Consider the following 20330-nt stretch of genomic DNA (forward strand, 5'->3'; position numbering starts at 1 on the left):
GGCGTCAATGGATTCGGCCTCAGGCGGGGCGGAAGGTCATTGCGGTACCGTTCATGCAATAACGCTTGCCGGTGGGCTTCGGGCCGTCGTTAAAGACATGGCCAAGATGGCCGCCGCAGCGTTTGCAATGCACTTCGGTACGCGCATAGCCCAGGTCATAGTCGGTCGATGTCGCGATCCCGCCCTTGAGCGGCGCCCAGAAGCTGGGCCAGCCGGTCTTGCTGTCATATTTGGTCTTGCTGGAATAGAGCGGCAGCGCGCAGCCCGTGCAGACGAAGGTGCCGGCGCGCTTTTCCTTGTCGAGCGGATGGCTGAACGGCCGTTCGGTGCCGGCCTCGCGCAACACATAAAATTGCTGCGCGGTCAGCCGCTTTTTCCATTCGGCTTCGGACAGTCGCCAGCCGGGGGCGGCCTGCGGACGCGCCGATTTGGCCATCAGCATCGGGGCGGCGATGATGCCGCCGCCGAGGGCGAGGCCAGCGAGGACATAACGGCGGTCGATCATTACGAACTCCTGACCCGTCGATCGGGCCTTGCTGTCAGATACGTGGCTTTATCGCGCCAGGTTTCACCACGCTTCAATATTTCTCCAGTTCGACCTGCATATGGCGATAGCCATGAACGAAACTGGCGTGGACACGCTCGGGCTCGGCGAGCACATTGACGCGCAGGCGGCGCTTTTGCATTTCGGAAATCAGCGTGGTGAGCTGCAATTCGGCAACGCGCGCGCCGACGCAGCGGTGGATGCCGTAACCGAACGCAAGGTGGCGGCGCGCATTTTCGCGGTCGACGATAATCCGGTCGCCGTCGGGAAAGACGCTCTCGTCGCGGTTGGCCGAGGCGTACCAGAGCGCGATCTTGTCGCGCTTCTTGATCTGGTGGCCGAACAGTTCGGTGTCCTCCATCGCGGTGCGGCGCATATGCGCGAGCGGGGTCTGCCAGCGGATGATTTCGTGCATCGCGTTGACCGCGAGTTCGGGATCGTGGTTCGCCTCAAGCTTGGCGCGTTCTTCGGGGAAGCAATGCAAGCCATAAGCATAGGCCGACATCGAATTGCGCGTCGTGTCGTTGCCGCCGACAATGAGCAAGATGAGATTGCCCATGAATTCATGCTCGCTCATATGCTTCATCGCATCGGATTGCAGCATGATCGAGATGAGGTCGTGCTCGCCGGGGTTGAGCGCCTTGCGGTCCCACAATTCCTTGAAAGCGGCGCCCATTTCAAACGCCTTGGCGGTGCGTGCCTGACGCTGTTCGGTGGTGTCGAACGATTCAATATCGCCGAGCGCGTCGGACCAGGCGGTCAGCCGGTGGCGTTCTTCCCACGGAAAATCGAACAGGATGGCAAGCATGTCGGTGGTGAGTTCGATCGACAGTTTTTCTACCCAGTCGAACGGCTCCCCAATCGGCAGCGTGTCGATCAGCGCTGCGGTGCGCGCGACAGTGTCGGCGCGCATGCGTTCGATTTCGGACGGCCCGAACGCCGGAGCGACGGTGCGGCGCTGCGCGGTGTGCTGCGGCGGATCCATCGCGATGAACATCGGCAGCGGGATCTCGCCCTCTTTGAGATGTTCGACGCCGTCACCGGCGACGGTGATACCGCCATATTCCCACGACGAGGAGAAAATCTTGGGCAGCGCTTCGATATGCTGGATCGGCTTGTAGGTGGTCACCGACCAATAGGGGCCGAATTTCGAATCCTCACAGCGATAGATCGGCGATTCGGCGCGCAGCTGGCGCATCGGTTCCTGCCAGCGGTCTTCGCTCCACAATTCAGCGCGGCTGACGTCAAGCGGGTTGGCGATTTCGGGGGCGGTGCGAATTTGGGTGGCCATGGGGCAGCTCCTCTGAAGGGCCGTCTCGTGCGGCCTGATCAGTTGCAGAATGCCACTATTTACAGCTTTGTCAATGAGGGGTTGGTAGCGGACGTAGCCGATCCTCCCCGGAACGGGGAGGGGGACCAGCGAAGCTGGTGGAGGGGCACAAGCGGTTTGCCTTGCCGGTGAGGAAGTAGGCCTCCAGCCGGTTCCCGGAAAAGGTAGGCCCTGTCGGCTCAGCGCCGCGTCAACTTCCTGTGCCCCTCCACCACCCTTCGGGTGGTCCCCCTCCCCCGTTGGGGGAGGATCGGCTTGCGTCCACACTTGGTCGCCAACCTCAGGCCCGCGTCTTCTTCCGCCAGAATTTCCAACTGCTGCCGCCGCTGAGCACCCCGGCGCGGAAGAGGCGCACCGAGAGGAAGATCACGAGCGCGACCCAGATCGCCTGCCAGCCGAGCGCGAGCAAGTGGACCGCCTTGCTGTCGTCGGTCGCGGCGCGCGCCGCCATGGCGAGCGGGGACGAGAAGGGGAAGATTTGCGCGACCGTTGACAATGTGCTGCCCGGGGCACTCGCCGCGGCGGTGGACAGGCTGAACATGCCGACCTGGAAGATGGTGATCGGCAGACTGAGCATCTGGATTTCGCGCACCGTCGCGGCCTGCGCCCCGACACCCAGGAACACTGCGCCGAGGAGCAGGAAAGACAGAATGAAATAGACAAAACCGATACCGAGGAAAAAGGGCCAGCCGGTCGCGGGCGCCGCGGCGAGGGCGGCCGTGGCCTTGCTGGCGCTTTGCACCGACGCGAGCGCCGCCGGATCGATCTGCAGTGCGGCGATCATGCCGCCGACAAGCGCCATCACCAGCCAGAAGGCGATGAACAGCACCGCGACGCCTAGAAAACCGAGCAGCTTGCCGAGGAAGACGCTTTCGAGCGGGACCGCAGCGGCGAGGATTTCGATGACCTTGTTGCCCTTTTCCTCGGCGAGCGAGCTGACCGTTTGCCCGGCGAGGAGGAGGGTGAGCAAGAAGATGATGAAAACCGCGCCGAAGCCCAGGGATTGTTGAAGCGCGATGCTGGTACCACCGCTCGACAAGGCTTCGAATTTGGGTGCGACCGCGGGTAGCGGCCCTGCGGCCTTCGATCGCAGCACATCGTCGGCGAGCAGTGCAAGATAATGGCCGGCGTTGCTGTCCGCCTCGCGCTCGACGATGCGCGGGGTCGCGAGCGGGCCGCTGAGCACGGCATAGGTGTCGCTGCCCTTTTCGCGCGCGATGGCGACCGGGTCGGCGGTGGCGGGGCTGGCGATGCGGACCTCAAGCACTGGCACGCGGCGCGCGACGCTCGCGCGAAGCCGCGCATCGGCGGCGCGCAGCGCTTCGACGTCACCGGCGCCGACCACCGCGACGATGCGCCCGGCGCCGCGCGCGCTGTCGGCGAGCTGCGAGGCGCCCATGCCGCCCGCGAGTCCCATACCGACCATGAACAGCGGCGCGAGCAGGAACAACAGGAAGGTCGGCGTCGCGACGATCGCCAGAAAGTCGCGGCGCGCGATGACGAGCATGTTTCTGAGGAAAGGGGTCATGCCAGCGCCTCCTCGACCGCGTCGGTTCTCGCATCGGCGTCGAAACTCGCATCGACCTGGCGGACGATATGGACAAAGGCGTCGTGGAGCGCGGGGCGGGTGATCGACAGCCCGGCGACGCCGAGACCGCTGCCCGTGATCCGCGCCAGCAGCGGTTCGACGTCGGCATCCTCGATCGGGAAGAACCAGCTGTCGCCGCGCGGCTCAGCACCGGCGGGGAGCAGCGCCGCGATTGCTGTTGCATCGGCGTCAGCGCGCGGGGTGTAACGCACCTGCATCGGCAGCAGCCCGCGCGCGTCGTCGACCGTGCCTTCGAAGCGGCGCTGCGAGCGCGCGATGATCGCGAGCCGGTCGCAGAGGCGCTCGGCGTGCGCCATGACATGGGTCGAAAACAGGATCGTCGCGCCGCGGTCGCGTTCGCGGCGGACGAGCATTTCGAGCCGCTCCTGATTGACCGGGTCGAGGCCCGAAAAAGGCTCGTCGAGGACGATGAGATCGGGGGCGTGGACGATCGAACCGATCAGCTGGATCATCTGCGCCATGCCCTTTGACATCTTGCGGATCTTTTCGTCGATCACGCGTTCGAGGCCAAGTTCGGTCATGAAGGTCGCGGCGCGGCGACGGCCTTCGGACCAGTCGAGTCCGCGTAGTGCACCCATGAACGCGATCGCCTCGCGCGCCTTCATTCCGGGATAGAGCCCGCGTTCCTCGGGGAGGTAGCCGATGCGATGGCGCACCGCCTGCGGGCGTTCGCCAAAGACGCGGCTGGTGCCCTCATCAGGGTCGATGATCCCCAGCGTCATGCGCAGGCTGGTGGTCTTGCCCGCGCCGTTGGGGCCGAGCACGCCATAGATGCTGCCCGTCGGCACCGTCAGGCTGACGTTATCGACCGCCTTGAAATCGCCGAAATATTTGGTGAGGCCGATCGCCTCGACGCTGAAATCGTTCAAACTGCGGTCCCTGATCTGATCATCCGCAAGCTATGGCACGGACAGGCAGCTCGCGTATAGAGCGGCAATGGTTGCCGAAGCCTTGCCTGCATTAGAAGACCGCCTCGAGGCGGTGGCGCGCGCGCATGATTTTGTTGCGTTCGGGATCGCCGATGCCGATGCGGCGCCGCAAACTGCCGAAAGATTGAACCAGTGGCTCGCCGAAGGGCGCCACGGCGATATGATCTGGATGGAAAGCCGCGCGGCACAGCGAGGATCGCCCAAAGGTCTGTGGCCCGAGGTGCGGTCAGTAATCGCGCTGGGGATGAGCTATGCCCCGGCGCAGGACCCGCTGGCGCTTGCTGAGCACCCCGACCGCGGGCGGATTTCGGTCTATGCGCAGGGCGGTGACTATCATGACGTCGTCAAACGGGCGCTGAAGGCGGTCGCGCGCTGGCTGGTTGCGGAGGCGCCGGGGGCCGAGGTCAAGGTATTCGTCGATACCGCGCCGGTGATGGAAAAGCCCTTGTCGGCGGCGGCGGGGCTCGGCTGGCAGGGCAAGCACAGCAATCTGGTCAGCCGCGAGTATGGCAGCTGGTTGTTTTTGGGGGCGATCTATACGACACTGGAGCTGGCCCCGAGCAATCCGGGCCGTGACCGTTGCGGCAGTTGTATGGCCTGTCAGGACGCGTGTCCGACGCAAGCGTTTCCGAAGCCATATCAGGTCGATGCGCGGCGCTGCATCTCCTACCTGACGATCGAGCATGACGGGCCGATCCCGCTCGACCTGCGGCGCGGGATCGGCAACCGTGTTTATGGCTGTGACGATTGTCTGGCGGTCTGCCCGTGGAACAAGTTTGCCGAAACCGCGCACGCGCACCGCGCTTTCCTGCCGCGCGCCGAATTGGTCGCGCCGTCGCTGGGCGACTTGCTCGCGCTCGACGACGCCGGGTTCCGGCAGGTCTTCGCAGGGTCGCCGATCAAGCGTATCGGGCGCGGACGAATGGTGCGTAATGCCGCGATTGCGGCAGGAAACAGCGGTGATGCACGGTTTCGGCCGATGCTGGAGCGACTGGCGGAGGACGACACGCCCATGGTGGCGGAAGCGGCCAGATGGGCGCTGAATGAATTGACGTCGTGACGCCAACGATAATCCTCCCTGTCGCGCAGCGATGGGGAGGTGGCAGTTCGCAGGGCTGACGGAGGGGCTTTGGAGCTACCGCTGTGGTCCCTCCACCACTCGCTTCGCGAGCGGTCCCCCTCCCCATGGCTTCGCCATAGGGAGGATGACTATCACCGCCGCAGCGCTTCGATACAGCTCGGCACATTGGCATCGCGGCCGTCGGGGGTGCGCGCATCGACATGGGTCGCGAGCGGATCGGCGCCTTGTTTGGGCGGATAATAATAGATGTCGAGGATACAGGCGGCGCCAGCAAACTGCAGCTTTCGCGCGGCGCCTTCGGCGACGTCGAGCCGCGGCTTGCCGAACAGGCCGAGTGCCGAATTGGCCGAGCGGCCGATCAGGCTGTTGTTCTGCGTGGGGCGCGGCGCCGGGATTGCGGCGACAGGCGCGCCGCCCGGGGGCGGGGTGGCGCGCGGAATCGCGTTGCCGGCACAGCCGCCGAGCAATAGGACAAGGCTGGCGATCGCGGCCAGACGGCGATTTTGGCTCATATGGTCCGGTCCCCGCTCCGCAGATGGAGCATGTGCACGGCCATAGCGGCGCTGAGGATCGGCGCCAATAGATTGGCGATGGGCACCACAAAGCTTGCGGCAGACAGCAGCCCGAGCGACCAGCGCGCGGGCCGATCGAGCCGCGGACGGTCGGGGTGGCGCGCCAGCACCATCGCCTCCAGATCGCGGCCAAGCAGCAGGCCGTTGACGAACAAAGCAAAGATCGGCGTGCCGATGCCGGTGACGAGCAGCAGGATGTAGATTGGCAGCGCGAGCAGGTTGCCGCCGATCAGCCGCACCACCGACGCAAGCGCGAGGCGGATATTCTGCCGCCAGCCGACATCGACCGCACGCGCCGCGGCGGCGGGATAATGGCGTCCTTCGACATCGGCGACGATCGCATCGGCGAACAGTCCGACGACGACGATCGCAACGGCGCGGAACAGCAGCCAGCTGCCCGCGATGATCGCCAGGACGACGAGTAGCCCTGCCATGTCGCGCTCGGTCGCGCCGAGCCACTGCCAGTGATTGAGCGCCCAGCGGGTGGCGAAATAGATCGCGGCGCCCGCGAAGAGTAGGAGGAGGAGGGTGAGCGCGAGGCTTTGCAGCAGGATGCGCAGCACGCGCGGCTGCGGCACATCGCGGAGCGCGAGCAGAAAGGCGTGGACGGCGCGGGTCATGTGTGCCGGGATGCGAGGGGGCGGCGCGCGCGTCAAGCGCCGCGCTTGCCTTGAACGGCCCGCATCCCTAAAGCGCGGCAACTTTTCCCCGCGCATCACAGGATATTTTATGGCTGCCACCGCCCGTTTCGACGTCGTCGCCATCGGCAATGCCATCGTCGACGTTCTCGCCCGCGCCGACGACGCGCTGATCGATGCCGAAAAGCTGGTCAAGGGGTCAATGCGGCTGATCGACGCCGACGAGGCCGAGCGGCTGTATGCCGCAATGGGACCAGCGATCGAAATGTCGGGCGGCAGCGCGGCGAACACGCTCGCGGGCATGGCGGCGCTGGGGCGGCGCTGCGGCTTTATCGGTCAGGTCGCCGACGATCAGCTGGGGCAGGTGTTCACGCATGACCTGACGGCTCTGGGCGTCGCGTTCGACACCCCCGCCCAGTCTGGTGGCGCGCCGACCGCGCGCTGCCTGATCCTGGTCACCCCCGACGGCCAGCGCACGATGAACACCTTCCTGGGTGCGTCGCAGAATCTGGGGCGTGAATCGCTCGACGCAGCGCTGATCGCCGATGCCGACATCCTGTATCTTGAGGGCTATTTGTGGAACGCCGACGCCTCACGCGCGGCGATGGCCGAGGCGATCGGGCTGGCCAAGGCGGCTGGTCGCCGCGTTGCCTTCACTCTGTCCGACACGTTCGTCGTCGCCGGGCATGGCGAGGATTTCCGGCGCATGACCGCGGCGCGCGAGATCGACATTCTGTTCGCCAATGAGGCGGAACTGCTCGTGCTGGCGCAGGAGGACGATTTCGAAACCGCGCTCGCCAAGGTGGCCGCCGATGTGCCGCTGCTCGTCGCGACGCGCGGCGAACATGGCGCGGTCGCGGTGACGAACGGGGAGCGCAGCGAAGTCGCGGCTGAGCCGATCGACGATGTCGTCGACACGACCGGAGCCGGAGACCTGTTCGCCGCCGGTTTCCTGTCGGGTCTGGCCGAAGGCCGCCCGATCGCCGACTGCCTGACGATGGGCGCGGTGTGCGCGCGCGAAATCATCGCGCAGGTCGGCCCGCGGGCGCAGACCGATCTTCGCGCCAAGGTCGCCGAACGGCTGGGCTAGGAACTTTCGGCCACCCAACGCGTCCTATGCGCCAGATGAATGGTACAGGAGGATGTTATGGCCGACGAAATTCACGAAACACGCGCGCCCGACGGGACAACGCACACGACGACGATCATTGATCGCGAACCGCGCCGCGGCGGTGGATTGGGCATGGGCCTGATCATTTTGGTGGTGCTGGCGGTTGCAGGCTTTTTCGCGTTCCAGTTCCTCGCCAACGACAAGGCCGAAACGGGCGCAATCACCGAAGCGGCGCAAAAGGTGGGCGACGCCGCGCAGGATGTCGGCGATGCCGCACAGGAAGCGGTGAAGTAGTCGCAGTCCGACGCTAAGTGGCGGCGGGCGCGGCGTCTGCCGTCTCAGGATGTTTCTTGAACAGAGCGCGATCGGCGGGGCCGAAACCGCGGGTCCAGATCAGCCATGAGTAGATGCCGAGGATGACCGGCACGCCGATCAGCAGCTCGGCCCATTCGGGCAGTTGCGTCGCGCCCCAGCCCAGAATCGCGGCGCCCGCGGTCGCCCACACCAGCGCCCAGCGCAGACTGTTGACGGGCGCGCCGAGCACATGCGCGAGTAGCCGCGCCTTCACCACCGACGCGAAACCCAAAGCAAGCATCAGCGCAAGCGCGACCGCCGCGGCATAAGTGATCGGCGGCCAGCCCATTGACTGGGCGATCAGGATCAGCGTGACGCTGAGCACCGCTTGCAGTGCCAGCGTCGCCATGCTGATCAAAAGGTTACGATGGCGCGCGACATAAACGAGCGCGGCTTCGCTGACGACCGCGGTCGCGGCGACGACTTCGGCGGCGAGCAGGAAGGCAAGCGCCGCGGTCCCGCTGACGAATTCGGGGCCGACAAGGCCCATCACCGCCTCGCCGGGGATGCCCAGCGCGAGCGCGACCCCGGCCTGCGCCGCGATGATCCAGAAACCGACTTGGCTGACTTGTGCCGCCACGGCGGCAAGCCGCTTTTCGGCAAGGTTGCGGGTGATGACCGGGCCGAGGATCGGTTCGAAGCTGGTTTTCAGCTTTTGCGGCAGCGACGCGACCTGCTGCGCCATATAATAGATGCCGTAGATCGTCGGCGACGTGAACTGGCCGAGGATGAACAGGTCAAGGCGGCGCGTCCCCCATTCGATCGCATCGGCGGCGGCAAGCGGTGCGTTGCGCCGCGCGACCGCGATTAGGTGTGCGGGATGGGGCTGCCAGCCGCGCGGCCCGCCATAATGGCGCAGCATCGGGATCAGCGCGGTCAGAAAAGCGCCGACCATTGCGGCGGCATAGGACAGCATCAGCCCGTCGCGCACCGAAACGAACCAGAAACCCGCAGCCGCGGCGCTGATCACCCATGGTTCGACAATGGCCCGGGCGCGCACCGTCGCGCCGACGTCAAACCGGTAAGCGCAGGCGGCCAGCGCGATGTCGGTTCCGGCAATCGCAAAAACGAGCAGTGCCATCCAGCGATCGGCACCGCCGACATTGCCCGCGGGATACATGAGCTGAGGAAAGGCGAACAGCAGCCCCGACCCCGCCGCCGAGGCGAGGAGGGCAACAAACATCCCGTCCCACACCACGGTGCGGTGGTCTGCGCCGGGCGCGCTGAGCTGTTCGGCGAGGCCGCGTTTGAGCCCGAGCGTCGCGAGCTGCGCAACCAGTTCGATGACGAGCACGGCAAAGGCAAAGCGCCCGACCGCTTCGGGTCCGTACCAGCGCCCCGCGACATAGAGAAAAGGCAGCCGCGCAACGAGGCGCAGGATGAAGCCGAAAAAATTGGTCCGTCCGCCCTTGGCGAGCGCCGCAGTGTCGGCGTCGCCCGAGGGGGCTGTTGCCGATGCGGGCACGGCTGCGCTGTCCGTCTGGCTCAAGCCCGCCGCCCCTGCTGCTGGTCCCCGGCGCGCAGTCTAGCGCGATGGCGGGTGGCAGGCAATTCTCCGCTAAAGCTCACCGACCCTCGGATCGCAGCGGGCGGCTGAGCAGGGCCTGAATGGAATCGGCAACACGCGTTTCCCCCGCGACTAGCCGCGCGACGGTATCGCAGATAGGCATGTCGATGCCGTCGGCGCGCGCCGCGGCGGCGATGACCGGGGCGCTGAACGCCCCTTCGGCGACGGTGCGGCGATCGGCCATCAGCGTGGCGGCATCGTCGCCACGCCCCAGCCCCTGGCCGAGCGCGAAGTTGCGCGAATTGGCGGAGGTGCAGGTGAGAACGAGATCGCCGAGCCCGGCGAGCCCCGCCAGCGTTTCCGCCTGCGCGCCGCGTGCCAGCCCGAAGCGCGTCATTTCGGCAAAGCCGCGGCTGATCAGGGCGGCGCGCGCATTGAGGCCGAGCCCGGCGCCGTCAACGATACCGCAGGCGATGGCGAGGATATTCTTGATGGCGCCGCCAATTTCGGCGCCAATGACGTCGGTCGACACATAGGGGCGGAAATGCGGGCGGGCGATCGCGCCGGCAATCGCGGCTGCGACGTCGGGATCGGCGGCGGCGAGGGTGATCGCGGTCGGCAGTCCCGCGGCGACCTCATGCGCAAAGGTCGGTCCCGACAGCACCGCGTGCGGCCGCTGCGGTGCGAGGTCGCGCGCCATGTCGATCGGGAAGGCAAAGCTGCCCGCCTCCATCCCCTTGCTACAGAAGATCAAAGGTGCGTCGCCCGCGGGCAGATCGACAAGGACGCCGCGCAGGAACGGTACCGGCACGACGACGAGCAGCGCGTCGCAATCGGCCATGTCGGCGAGCGCGCCGGTTGCGGTCAGCGATGCAGACAGCGCGGCGCCGGGCAGAAAGACCGGGTTGCGATGTTTGGCGTTGATCGCGGCGACGACATCCGCTTCGCGCGCCCACAGACGGACGGGCGCGCCATCGGCCGCGAGCATCTGCGCCAGCGCGGTCCCCCACGCGCCGCCGCCGATCACGCCGAAGTTCCGATATGACGTCATGCCTTCACTCCCGCACCGCGCACGGTTTCAGCGTCAGGATCGAGCGGCCAGCGCGGGCGCGCGGCGACCGACAGATCGTCGAATAGGCCCGCAGCGAAGCGCTCGGCACCCGCCCAGGCGATCATCGCGCCATTGTCGGTGCACAACCACAGCGGCGGTGCGACAAAGGGCCGGTCGAAACGCGCGGCGAGGTCGGTCAGCGCGGTGCGGATCGCGCCATTGGCGGCGACCCCGCCCGCGACGACGAACGCGGTCGCGTCGGGGCAGGCGGCGAGCGCGATGCGGCTGCGATCGACGAGACAGTCGACGACCGCTTGCTGGAACGAGGCCGCAAGGTCGGGGACGCTGTGCGCCCCCTTCGCGGCCGCGCGCGCCACGGCGCTTTTGAGCCCCGCAAAGGAGAAATGCGGTTCGGCGCTGCCGACGAGCGGTCGCGGCAACGGCACCACTTGCGGATTGCCGTCCTGCGCGATCCGCTCGACCGCGGGGCCGCCGGGATAGCCGAGTCCGAGCAGCTTTGCGGTCTTGTCAAACGCTTCGCCCGCGGCATCGTCGATCGTTGTGGCGAGGCGGCGATAGTCGCCGACGCCTTTGACGAGCAGCAACTGGCAATGGCCGCCCGAGACGAGCAGCAACAGATAGGGAAAGGCGAGGTCGGGATCGACAAGGCGTGGGCTGAGCGCATGCCCCTCGAGATGGTTGACCGCGATCAGCGGCTTGTTTGCAGCGTGGGCGAGCGCTTTGCCGGTGACGAGCCCGACCATGACGCCGCCAATCAGACCGGGACCAGCAGTTGCGGCAATCGCGTCGACATCGGCGAGCGAGACGCCGGCATCGGCGAGCACCCCGGCGACGATCGGCGCCAGTCGGTCGACATGCGCGCGCGCCGCGATTTCGGGTACGACGCCGCCAAAGGGGCTGTGCTCGGCCTCCTGCCCCGCGACGCGGTGCGCCAATATGCGCCTATCGCTGGTGACAAGCGCCGCTGCGGTCTCGTCGCAGCTCGATTCAAGGCCAAGGATGAGAGTCATAATGTTGCGTGTCCCTTACCCGCGCGGGGCGTGCGGGGGCAAGCGCGGTTGGAAGGAATGAATCGCGCAGAGATGGCAGAGCGCGCAGAGAAGAAGAAAAGAACTTTGTTCACGCGGAGACGCGGAGAAGAAGGCCCGGGTCGAATGACCTCTTTTTCAATCAAGGCTTTACTAGGGCGCAACGCCGGATGAAAAAATGCCGCTTCGCGGCAATCGCACTCTCTGCGCCTCTGCGCCTCCGCGTGAACAAATCTTTGTGCGAATCCCTTGTCTTCCTTTTCCTGTCCGGACGCCTTAGCAGCGGCGCATGGCTTCGATCCCGCACCCTACACCCGAACATCCGCTGCGTATCGGCACCCGCGCCTCGCCGCTGGCAATGGCGCAGGCGCATATGACGGTGGCAGCGCTGATGGCGACGCACGGCATCGCGTCCGAGGCGCTTGAGATCGTACCGATGACCGCGACGGGCGATCGTATCCAGGATCGTGCGCTCTCCGAAGTTGGCGGCAAGGAGCTGTGGACGCGCGAGCTGGATGCTGCCCTCGACGCCGGGGTGATCGATATCGCGGTTCATTCGCTCAAGGACGTCGAGACGTTGCGCGATGCGCGTTTTGCGTTGGGCGCAATGCTCGAACGCGCCGACCCGCGCGACCGGCTGGTGGTGCGCGAGGGCATTGCGGCAACGAGCGTCGCCGATCTGCCGCACGGCGCCCGGCTGGGGACGAGCAGCCCGCGCCGCGCTGCGCAGATCCGGCGAATCCGCCCCGATGTGGAGCCGGTGCTGCTGCGCGGCAATGTCGCGACGCGGCTGGCGAAGCTGGCGGCGGGCGAGGCCGATGCGACCTTGCTCGCGGCGGCGGGACTCGACCGGCTGGGGATGCACGCGGTCGGCACCGTGCAAGACGTGGCGATGCTGCTGCCCGCCGCATCGCAGGGCGCGATCGGGATCGAGTGCCGCGCCGCCGATGGCGAAACGCTCGCGCTGTTGCTGGCGATAGATCATGCGCAGACGCACCGCGCAGTGGCGGCTGAGCGCGCCTTTCTGGCAGCGCTGGGCGGCGACTGCCGCTCGCCGGTCGCGGCGCATGCGCATTGGCGTGATGACGGCATGTTGCAACTCGACGCCGAAATTTTCTCCGAAGACGGCGCCGAGCATGCAATCGGACATGCGCTGATCGACCATGACGATGCGGCGGCGGCGCTGGCGCGGCGGTTGCTCGATGACGCCCCCGAAACGGTGCGGCGGCTGTTCGCTGCATGAGCGGCGCCCTGCCGCTGATCGTCACCCGCCCCGAACCGGGCAATAGCGCCACGATGGCGCGCGCGACCGCACTGGGTTTTGATGCCCGTGCGATGCCGCTGTTTGCCGCTCGGGCGCTGCCATGGACGGCGCCGACACCACAAGATTTCGACGCGATGCTGCTCACCAGCGCGCAGGCCGTGCGATTAGCCGGGCAGCAGCTGACGCGTCTCGCTCCGCTGCCGGCTTATGCGGTGGGTTCCGCGACCGCCGATGCGGCAAAGGCGGCGGGACTGACCGTCGTTCGTACGGGCAATGCCGACGCTCAACGCCTTCTTGATGGTATGACGTCAGGCAAACCCGCCCGAATCCTTTGGCTTTGCGGGCGCGAGCGATCCGAATTCGATCCGCGCGGATCGGCGCTGGAGCCGGTCGCCTGTTATGTGGTCGATGCGGTCGAGCCACCCCCTGCGTGGGCGCAGCAGGTTTCTGCACCCGCCGTACTGCTCGCCCATTCGGCGCGCGCGGCGCAGCGAATCGCCGACCTTGTCGGCCCACAGCGCGCGCATCTGACGCTGGTTGCGATCAGCCCTGCGGCCGCGGCGGCGGCGGGCGAAGGCTGGGGCGAATTGGCCGCGGCCGCGGCGCCGACCGACGCGTCAATGTTGGCACTGGCCCATGCTTTGTGCCACAAGGGCGGAAAATAGGGTCGTTCGAAAGAGACATATGGCAATCGACAGCATCGACACCCCCTCGCCTGCGGCCGAGGCGGTCCCGGCGAGGGGACCATCGTTTCGGCTGCTCGCCATCGCTGCCTTGCTGTTGCTGCTGGTCGGCGTTGTTGGCGGCGGCTGGGCAGTGAATCGCTGGCTCACGGGCGATGGGACTGCCCCAGCGGCCAAGGTGATCGACACGCAAGGGGCGGGCGATCTTGCCGACCCGGCGCTGCTCGCCGGCGCCGCGCCGAAAGCCGCGCCGGGGCTGCCGCTGGTGGTCGCCCCGGTCGATGGCGCCAATGCGCTGGCGGCGCGCGTCGCCGAACTCGAACAACGGCTGTCGCGGATCACGCTGGAGGCCGAATCGGCATCGGGCAATGCGTCGCGCGCCGAAGGGCTGCTCGTCGCCTTTGCGGTGCGCCGCGCGCTCGATCGCGGGCTGTCGCTCGGTTATCTCGACGCCCAGCTGCGGCTGCGCTTTGGCGACGATCAGCCCAATGCGGTAAAAACGATCATCGAAACGTCGCGCGAACCGGTGACGCTCGAACAGTTGCGCGCCGAGCTCGACACGCTGGCGCCGCAACTCGTCGGGCGCGGCGGCGACGACAATGGCAGCCTGTGGACGGGCTTTCGCCGCGAGCTGAGCGAGCTGTTCGTGGTGCGCGCCGCGGGAACGCAGTCGCCGCGCGCCTCGGAGCGGCTCGAACGCGCGCGCCGCTATCTGGGCGCGGGGCAGGCCGACAAGGCGATCGCCGAGGTCGAGGCGATGCCCGGCGCCGCGATGGCGAACGACTGGCTGATCGACGCACGGCGCTATCATGAGGCGCGGCGTGCGCTTGACCTGATCGAGACCGCCGCGATATTGGAGCCGCGCGACAGCCCGGCTGCCGCAATCGCCCGCAGCACAGCGGCCCCGACCCCCTAGCGCGTGTCCCGAAAGGGCTGCTCGCCTTACAGAGAAAGCCCTTTTATGGCCCTCGCCGACCCGCAGCGCATCGAAGCGCTCGACCCGCTCGATCCCCTTCAGCTCGATGCCGAGCTCAGCGAAGAGGAGCGGATGGTGCGCGACACGGCGCGTTCCTATGCGACCGACGCGCTGCTGCCGCGCGTCACCTCGGCGTTTCTCGATGAGCGGTTCGACCGCGAGATCATGTCCGAAATGGGCGCGCTCGGCCTGCTCGGCGCGACGATCGACCCCGAATATGGCGGCGCCGGGCTGAACTATGTCAGCTACGGGCTCATCGCGCGCGAAGTCGAGCGGATCGATTCGGGCTATCGTTCGGCCTGTTCGGTGCAAAGCTCGCTCGTGATCCACCCGATCAACGCCTATGGCAGCGAGGAGCAGAAGCGGAAATATCTGCCCGGGCTGACCTCGGGCGAACTCGTCGGCTGTTTCGGGCTGACCGAGCCCGATGCCGGCAGCGACCCCGGCGGGATGCGGACGCGCGCCGAAAAGATCGAAGGTGGCTATCGCCTCAAGGGCGCCAAGATGTGGATCACCAATTCGCCGATCGCCGACGTGTTCGTCGTGTGGGCGAAGTCGGAGGCGCATGACGGCGCGATCCGCGGTTTCGTTCTCGAAAAGGGCATGAAGGGCCTGTCGGCGCCGAAGATCGAGGGCAAGGTCAGCTTGCGCGCGTCAGTCACTGGCGAGATCGTGATGGATTCGGTCGAGGTCGGCGAAGACGCGCTGCTGCCGCATGTGTCGGGGCTGAAAGGTCCGTTCGGCTGTCTCAACCGCGCGCGCTACGGCATCGGGTGGGGCGCGATGGGTGCGGCGGAATTCTGCTATGAAGCAGCGCGCAATTATACCGGCGAGCGCAAGCAGTTCGGGCGCCCGCTCGCGGCGAACCAGATCGTCCAGCTCAAGCTCGCCAATATGCTCACCGAAATCGCGCTCGGGTTGCAGACGGCGCTGCGCGTCGGGCGGTTGATCGACGAGGGGCGGCTGATCCCCGACGCGATCAGCCTGCTCAAGCGCAACAATTGCGGCAAGGCGCTCGATATCGCCCGCGTCGCGCGCGATATGCACGGCGGCAACGGCATTTCGGCCGATTATCATGTCATCCGCCACGCGGTGAATCTGGAAACGGTGAACACCTATGAGGGCACGCACGACGTCCATGCGCTGATCCTGGGCCGCGCGATCACCGGCATTTCCGCTTTTGGTGGATAGCATCGCCAAGCCTCTCGCAGGCATCCGCGTCGTCGAACTGGCGCGGGTGCTCGCGGGGCCATGGTGCGGGCAATTGCTTGCCGATCTGGGCGCTGAGGTGATCAAGGTCGAGCGGCCGGGGGTCGGCGACGATACGCGCAGCTGGGGACCGCCCTTTATCATGGGCGAAGGCGGCGAGAATCTGGGTGCGGCCTATTACCACAGCACCAATCGCGGCAAATCAGGGGTAGCGATCGATATTGGGACGATCGCGGGGCAGGCCGAGGTCCGGGCGCTGATTGCTGATGCCGATGTGGTGATCGAGAATTACAAGGTTGGCGGGCTGAAGAAATATGGCCTCGACCCCGCGACGCTGATCGCCGATTTCCCGCGGCTGATCGTCTGTTCGATCACCGGTTTCGGCCAGACCGGTCCCTATGCGCACCGCGCCGGCTATGATTTCATCATTCAGGCGATGGGCGGCGCGATGTCGCTGACCGGTGAACCCGACGGCGCGCCGCAAAAGGCCGGGATCGCCTATGCCGATATTTTTACCGGCCTATATTCGGCGGTCGCGATCCTTGCGGCGTTGCGGCGCCGTGACGCCACAGGTCGGGGGGCGCATATCGACATGGCGCTGCTGGATTGTCAGGTCGGGGTGCTCGCCAATCAGGCGGCCAATTACCTCGCGAGCGGCGTATCGCCGCGGCGGATGGGCAATGGCCATGCCAATGTCGTCCCCTATCAGGCGTTTGCGACCGCCGACGGCCAGCTGGTGATTGCGGTCGGCAACGACGGGCAGTTTCGTAAATTATGTATGATCCTGGGCGAGCCCAGCTGGGCCGATGATGCCCGTTTTGTCACGAATGCGGCGCGGCTGGCCAATCGCACCACGCTGATTCCGCTGCTCGCGGCGAAGGTCACGGGTTGGGACGCGCAACCGCTGGCGCTGGCGCTGGAGGCGGAGGGCGTCCCCGCGGGGCCGATCAACGATATCGCGGAGGTGTTCGCCGACCCGCAGGTTGCGGCACGCGGGATGCGATTTCGGGCCGAAGGGGCGTTTGTTGACGGGCTTGCCAGCCCGATTGTGATCGACGGCGAACGAATGGTCGCGGCTGGCGGGGCGCCGCGGCTCGCGGGCTAGAAAAAGGGGCGCCGTTGCCGACGCCCCTTTGCCCTTATTTGGCTTCTCCCTGCCTCAGAACTTCACCGTGCCGGTGACGAAAACCTGGCGCGGGTTGCCGTAGAAGGCGGTGACCACGCCTTCGCGGCCCAGCGAGGGGGTGATGTTTCCGGTGGGGGTCAGCGTCGGCTGGCCGGTAATCGCGTTGCCCACCGCGAACTGATAGCCCGAAGTGATATACTGTTTGTCGGTCAGATTCTTACCATGCAGACCAAGGCTGAAGCGGTCGTCTTCCGATGTCCAGACGATGCTTGCGTCGAGCAGCGCATAGCCTTTCTGGTCGAGGAACGGGCTGGGGATTTCGAACTGGTTCGTTTTGCTGCGATAGGACAAGGTCGTCGAGGCACCGATCATGCCGCCCATGCCTGCGACGCTGACCCCCAGCGTACCCGCTGCGGTCCATTTCGGCGTATTCTGGATCGCCCGGAAATCGGCGACGTCTACGGCCGCGCCCGCGATGATCGTGTTGAACGTATCATATTGGGCATCGATATAGCCCAGCGTCCCGCCCAGTGTGACCTGCGAGCCGGCCCCTGCGAAATCGCGCGCGAAGCGAGCCTGGAATTCGGCTTCGATGCCCTTGAAGCTGGCCGCGGCGGCGTTGGTGGTAACCCCGGCGAAGCCTTCGAAGATGCCGTCATTATTGGCATCGACACCGACCGAGCCGGGGATCTGGACATCTTTATAATCGGCATAGAAGCCGGTCAGCGCATAGGTCAGCGCGCGGTCAAAGGCGGTACCCTTGATCCCCACTTCATAACTATCGACGGTTTCGGGTTCGAACAGGAAGAAGTCGTAGATTTCCTGATAGGTTGGCGGACCGGCGACACCGTCGGTGTTCGGGGTGATGTTGGCGCTGCCGCGCGGGTCGAAACCGCCGCCCTTGAACCCTTTCGAGTAGGACGCGTAGACCAGCATATCCGCGTTCGGCTTGACCGAGAGCGAGACCCGCGGCGTGAATTTCTCAAACGTCGCCTTGCCCCGGAAATCGGTGATCGGCGCGCCGAGATTGACGCCGTTGCCGCCAAATTCGGGGTCGGCACCACCGAGGCGGTTCGCCTTGAAGATCGCCGAGTTGCGCGTATCGCGCGTGAAGCGGCCGCCCGCCGACAGGCTGAGCCAGTCGTTGAAGTCGAAGGTGAAGTCGCCGAATACCGACCAGGTTTCGGTGCGCACGTCACCGCGCGTCTGTTGGCCAAAGCCGCTGGCGAGCGGAACGCCGATCAGCGGGCCGGTGGTTGCGAGAATGACGTCGAACTTGGTCGCAGCCTTGGCGTCGAGATAATAGAAGCCGACAAGGCCGCTCAGCCTGTCGCTTTCATAGAGCAACTGGAATTCCTGACTGATCTGCTCGTTCTTGTAGATCGCCGGGACGTCGACATCGACCGTTGGCAAGGCGTCAAAGTCGATCGGCGTCAGGCTGGTGTCTTTGCGGAACGACGAGATGCTGCGCAGCGTCAGCTCGTCCGACAGCGCGGCGCGAACGTTCATCGCGAAACCATAAGCCTCTACGTCCTGCTTCGGGCTATTGAGGCCCGCGCGGGTATCATAAACGTCGTCGAGGACAGGCGCGCCGGTGAGCAGGCTGGGGGTGAGCCGGTGACCATTGCGTGGGTCCGACTTGTCGCGGGTATAATCGCCCGTCAAGCGGATCAGGAAGCGGTCGTCGGGCGAACCGAATTCGATCGTGCCGCGGCCGGCCCATACGTCCTTGTTGTAATTTTCGACCCCTGGAATGTTGATATTATCGCCGAAACCGCCGCGCGAAAGACGCGCGACCGAACCCCCGACGCGAAGCATCTCGCCGATCGGCGCGCTGACGGTCAGCACGCCGTCGGCCTGGTCATAGCTGCCGTAGCTGCCGCGCAGCTTGAGCGAGAAATCGGACGGCAGCCGCTTGGTCACATATTTGATCGCGCCGCCGATGGTGTTGCGGCCGTAGAGCGTACCCTGCGGTCCGCGCAGCACTTCGATGCGCTCGACGTCGTAGATGTCGATGACCGCTGCCTGCGGGCGGTTAAGATAGACATCGTCGAGATAAATGCCGACCCCGGCCTCGAAGCCCGGGACGGGATCCTGCTGACCAACGCCGCGAATGAAAGCGGTCAGGGTCGAGTTGGTGCCGCGCGAATTTTCGAGCGTCACATTCGGCGCTTGGTTCTGGACATCGGTGATGTCGATCGCACCCGCGGCTTCGAGCGCGGCGCCCGAGATGGCGGTGACTGCAATCGGCACGTCGATCAGGCGTTCGTCGCGGCGGCGCGCGGTGACGATGATCTCGTCATCGCTCGCACTGGCGTTGGCGCCTTCGTCTTGGGCAAAGGCGGCGGGGGCAAAGGCGAGCATGGACAGCGCGCTCGAAGCGAGAATGGCGCGGCGCAGCGGACGAGCGAAAGGACGCATGTAGGACTCTCCCATGTAAGGAGCGGCCGCTTGCCGCCCTTTTCGTTTTTCTTGGGCTCGGTGCTTGCCAAGCCGCGACGCACCCAATAATGAAACATGAACCAAGTTTCAACTTGGAATATGACTTCGTCGTTTTTTGCTTGCCAGTGGTGCGAAAAAGCCACGATGCAGCGAGGGCGGGCGGAGGGGAGACGGAAAACAGCCATGGATGAGCCGCAAGACGCAGCACCGGACAACGCGGACCCGGATACCGCAGGCGAAGTGCGCGACAAGACGCCGCGCACCGATCGCGGGCGCCGCACCTTGCGGAAGTTGCTCGACGCGGCGGCGGTGGAGTTCGGCGAGCGCGGCTTTCACGAAGCGTCGATCAGCGGCATCACCCGCCGCGCCGGGACCGCACTCGGGAGCTTCTACACCTATTTCGATTCAAAGGATGAAATCTTCCAGGCGCTCGTCCGCTATATGAGCGAGCAATTGCGCGACCATGTCACGCCGCTGGTTCAGGCTGCGCCCGACGAAATCAGCGCCGAGCGCATCGGGCTTGAATCCTTCCTCGGCTTTGTGCGCGAGCATAAGGAAATCTACCGGATCATCGATGAGGCCGAGTTCGTCGATTACGCCAGCTATCGCCGCCATTATGAAACGACGGTCGCGCGCGTACGGCAGCGGCTGGAAGCGGGCGCCGCGCGCGGCGAGATTCGCGCCGATGTCGGCGAAATCCACGCCTGGGCGATCGGCGGCATGAACGTCTTTCTGGGCATGCGTTATGGCCTGTGGGACGAAGATGCCGACATTTCGGAAATCGCGCGGATCGCGAATGACTTTGTCGCGAACGGGTTGATGAAGCGGGATTGATGGCTACTCCCGTGGTGCGGG

General features: G+C 65.9%; 19 protein-coding genes. 9 read left to right on the plus strand and 10 right to left on the minus strand.

The genetic code is table 11. The features are described from left to right. Positions 1 to 19: 19 nt before the first annotated feature. The 4 genes from msrB to VGN68_RS09735 form a co-directional block, all read right to left on the minus strand. Entirely contained in the window at positions 20 to 505 is a 486-nt protein-coding gene (gene msrB, locus VGN68_RS09720) for a peptide-methionine (R)-S-oxide reductase MsrB (RefSeq protein ID WP_327476181.1), read from the minus strand. Positions 506 to 578: 73 nt separating this feature from the next. Further along, positions 579 to 1835, minus strand: a complete 1257-nt coding sequence (locus VGN68_RS09725) for a cytochrome P450 (protein ID WP_327476183.1) — start codon at positions 1833 to 1835, stop codon at positions 579 to 581. A gap of 319 nt (positions 1836 to 2154) precedes the next feature. Continuing rightward, positions 2155 to 3402 (minus strand): ABC transporter permease, encoded by a 1248-nt coding sequence (locus VGN68_RS09730; protein WP_327476185.1) that lies wholly within the window; start codon positions 3400 to 3402, stop codon positions 2155 to 2157. Further along, the gene (locus VGN68_RS09735; RefSeq protein ID WP_327476187.1) at positions 3399 to 4352 is read right to left on the minus strand and encodes an ABC transporter ATP-binding protein; all 954 of its coding nucleotides are present in this window, start codon (positions 4350 to 4352) and stop codon (positions 3399 to 3401) included. Before VGN68_RS09735 ends, VGN68_RS09730 begins: the two co-directional genes overlap by 4 nt. A 67-nt stretch (positions 4353 to 4419) precedes the next feature. On the opposite strand from VGN68_RS09735, the gene queG reads away from it, so the two are divergent. Further along, positions 4420 to 5472: a tRNA epoxyqueuosine(34) reductase QueG gene (queG, locus tag VGN68_RS09740; RefSeq protein ID WP_327476189.1), complete on the plus strand. Its 1053-nt coding sequence runs from the start codon at positions 4420 to 4422 to the stop codon at positions 5470 to 5472. 152 nt (positions 5473 to 5624) lie between these two features. On the opposite strand, the gene VGN68_RS09745 is transcribed toward queG, so the two are convergent. Both VGN68_RS09745 and VGN68_RS09750 read right to left on the minus strand, forming a co-directional pair. Continuing rightward, a complete protein-coding gene (locus VGN68_RS09745) occupies positions 5625 to 6005 on the minus strand; it encodes a hypothetical protein (protein ID WP_327476191.1) in 381 nt (126 codons plus the stop codon). Then, positions 6002 to 6685 carry an EI24 domain-containing protein gene (locus VGN68_RS09750; RefSeq protein ID WP_327476193.1) on the minus strand — a complete coding sequence of 228 codons (684 nt, stop codon included), beginning with the start codon at positions 6683 to 6685 and terminating at the stop codon, positions 6002 to 6004. Before VGN68_RS09750 ends, VGN68_RS09745 begins: the two co-directional genes overlap by 4 nt. Positions 6686 to 6794: 109 nt before the next feature. On the opposite strand from VGN68_RS09750, the gene VGN68_RS09755 reads away from it, so the two are divergent. After that, a complete protein-coding gene (locus VGN68_RS09755; RefSeq protein ID WP_327476195.1) occupies positions 6795 to 7793 on the plus strand; it encodes an adenosine kinase in 999 nt (332 codons plus the stop codon). Positions 7794 to 7850: 57 nt separating this feature from the next. Beyond that, on the plus strand, positions 7851 to 8108 hold the full coding sequence (locus VGN68_RS09760) for a hypothetical protein (protein ID WP_293701197.1): 258 nt from the start codon (positions 7851 to 7853) through the stop codon (positions 8106 to 8108). Positions 8109 to 8121: 13 nt separating this feature from the next. On the opposite strand, the gene VGN68_RS09765 is transcribed toward VGN68_RS09760, so the two are convergent. From VGN68_RS09765 to tsaD, 3 genes are all read right to left on the minus strand, one after another. Then, complete coding sequence (locus VGN68_RS09765) at positions 8122 to 9657, minus strand: lipopolysaccharide biosynthesis protein (RefSeq protein WP_414713033.1); 1536 nt, start codon at positions 9655 to 9657, stop codon at positions 8122 to 8124. A 76-nt stretch (positions 9658 to 9733) separates the two neighbouring features. Continuing rightward, on the minus strand, positions 9734 to 10726 hold the full coding sequence (locus VGN68_RS09770) for an NAD(P)H-dependent glycerol-3-phosphate dehydrogenase (protein ID WP_327476198.1): 993 nt from the start codon (positions 10724 to 10726) through the stop codon (positions 9734 to 9736). Beyond that, on the minus strand, positions 10723 to 11757 hold the full coding sequence (gene tsaD, locus VGN68_RS09775; RefSeq protein ID WP_327476200.1) for a tRNA (adenosine(37)-N6)-threonylcarbamoyltransferase complex transferase subunit TsaD: 1035 nt from the start codon (positions 11755 to 11757) through the stop codon (positions 10723 to 10725). The genes VGN68_RS09770 and tsaD overlap by 4 nt, the downstream gene beginning before the upstream one ends. A gap of 307 nt (positions 11758 to 12064) precedes the next feature. Here tsaD and hemC point away from each other — a divergent pair, with 307 nt between their 5' ends. From hemC to VGN68_RS09800, 5 genes are read left to right on the plus strand one after another with little or no spacing between them, the layout of a single operon-like run. Continuing rightward, positions 12065 to 13018, plus strand: coding sequence for a hydroxymethylbilane synthase (gene hemC / locus VGN68_RS09780; protein ID WP_327476202.1), 954 nt, complete (start codon positions 12065 to 12067; stop codon positions 13016 to 13018). Then, a complete protein-coding gene (locus tag VGN68_RS09785) occupies positions 13015 to 13704 on the plus strand; it encodes a uroporphyrinogen-III synthase (RefSeq protein WP_327476204.1) in 690 nt (229 codons plus the stop codon). Before hemC ends, VGN68_RS09785 begins: the two co-directional genes overlap by 4 nt. A gap of 19 nt (positions 13705 to 13723) precedes the next feature. Further along, a complete protein-coding gene (locus VGN68_RS09790) occupies positions 13724 to 14638 on the plus strand; it encodes a mitofilin family membrane protein (protein WP_327476206.1) in 915 nt (304 codons plus the stop codon). A gap of 45 nt (positions 14639 to 14683) precedes the next feature. Continuing rightward, the gene (locus VGN68_RS09795) at positions 14684 to 15889 is read left to right on the plus strand and encodes an acyl-CoA dehydrogenase (RefSeq protein ID WP_327476208.1); all 1206 of its coding nucleotides are present in this window, start codon (positions 14684 to 14686) and stop codon (positions 15887 to 15889) included. A 1-nt stretch (position 15890) separates the two neighbouring features. Beyond that, positions 15891 to 17012 (plus strand): CaiB/BaiF CoA-transferase family protein, encoded by a 1122-nt coding sequence (locus VGN68_RS09800; RefSeq protein WP_327476252.1) that lies wholly within the window; start codon positions 15891 to 15893, stop codon positions 17010 to 17012. 54 nt (positions 17013 to 17066) lie between these two features. Here the strand turns inward: VGN68_RS09800 and VGN68_RS09805 are convergent, their stop codons facing one another. Then, on the minus strand, positions 17067 to 19454 hold the full coding sequence (locus VGN68_RS09805) for a TonB-dependent receptor (protein WP_327476210.1): 2388 nt from the start codon (positions 19452 to 19454) through the stop codon (positions 17067 to 17069). Positions 19455 to 19658: 204 nt separating this feature from the next. Here VGN68_RS09805 and VGN68_RS09810 point away from each other — a divergent pair, with 204 nt between their 5' ends. Then, positions 19659 to 20309, plus strand: coding sequence for a TetR/AcrR family transcriptional regulator (locus VGN68_RS09810; protein WP_327476212.1), 651 nt, complete (start codon positions 19659 to 19661; stop codon positions 20307 to 20309). Positions 20310 to 20330: the final 21 nt, after the last annotated feature.

The organism is Sphingopyxis sp., from assembly GCF_035998965.1.
Taxonomy (GTDB): domain Bacteria; phylum Pseudomonadota; class Alphaproteobacteria; order Sphingomonadales; family Sphingomonadaceae; genus Sphingopyxis.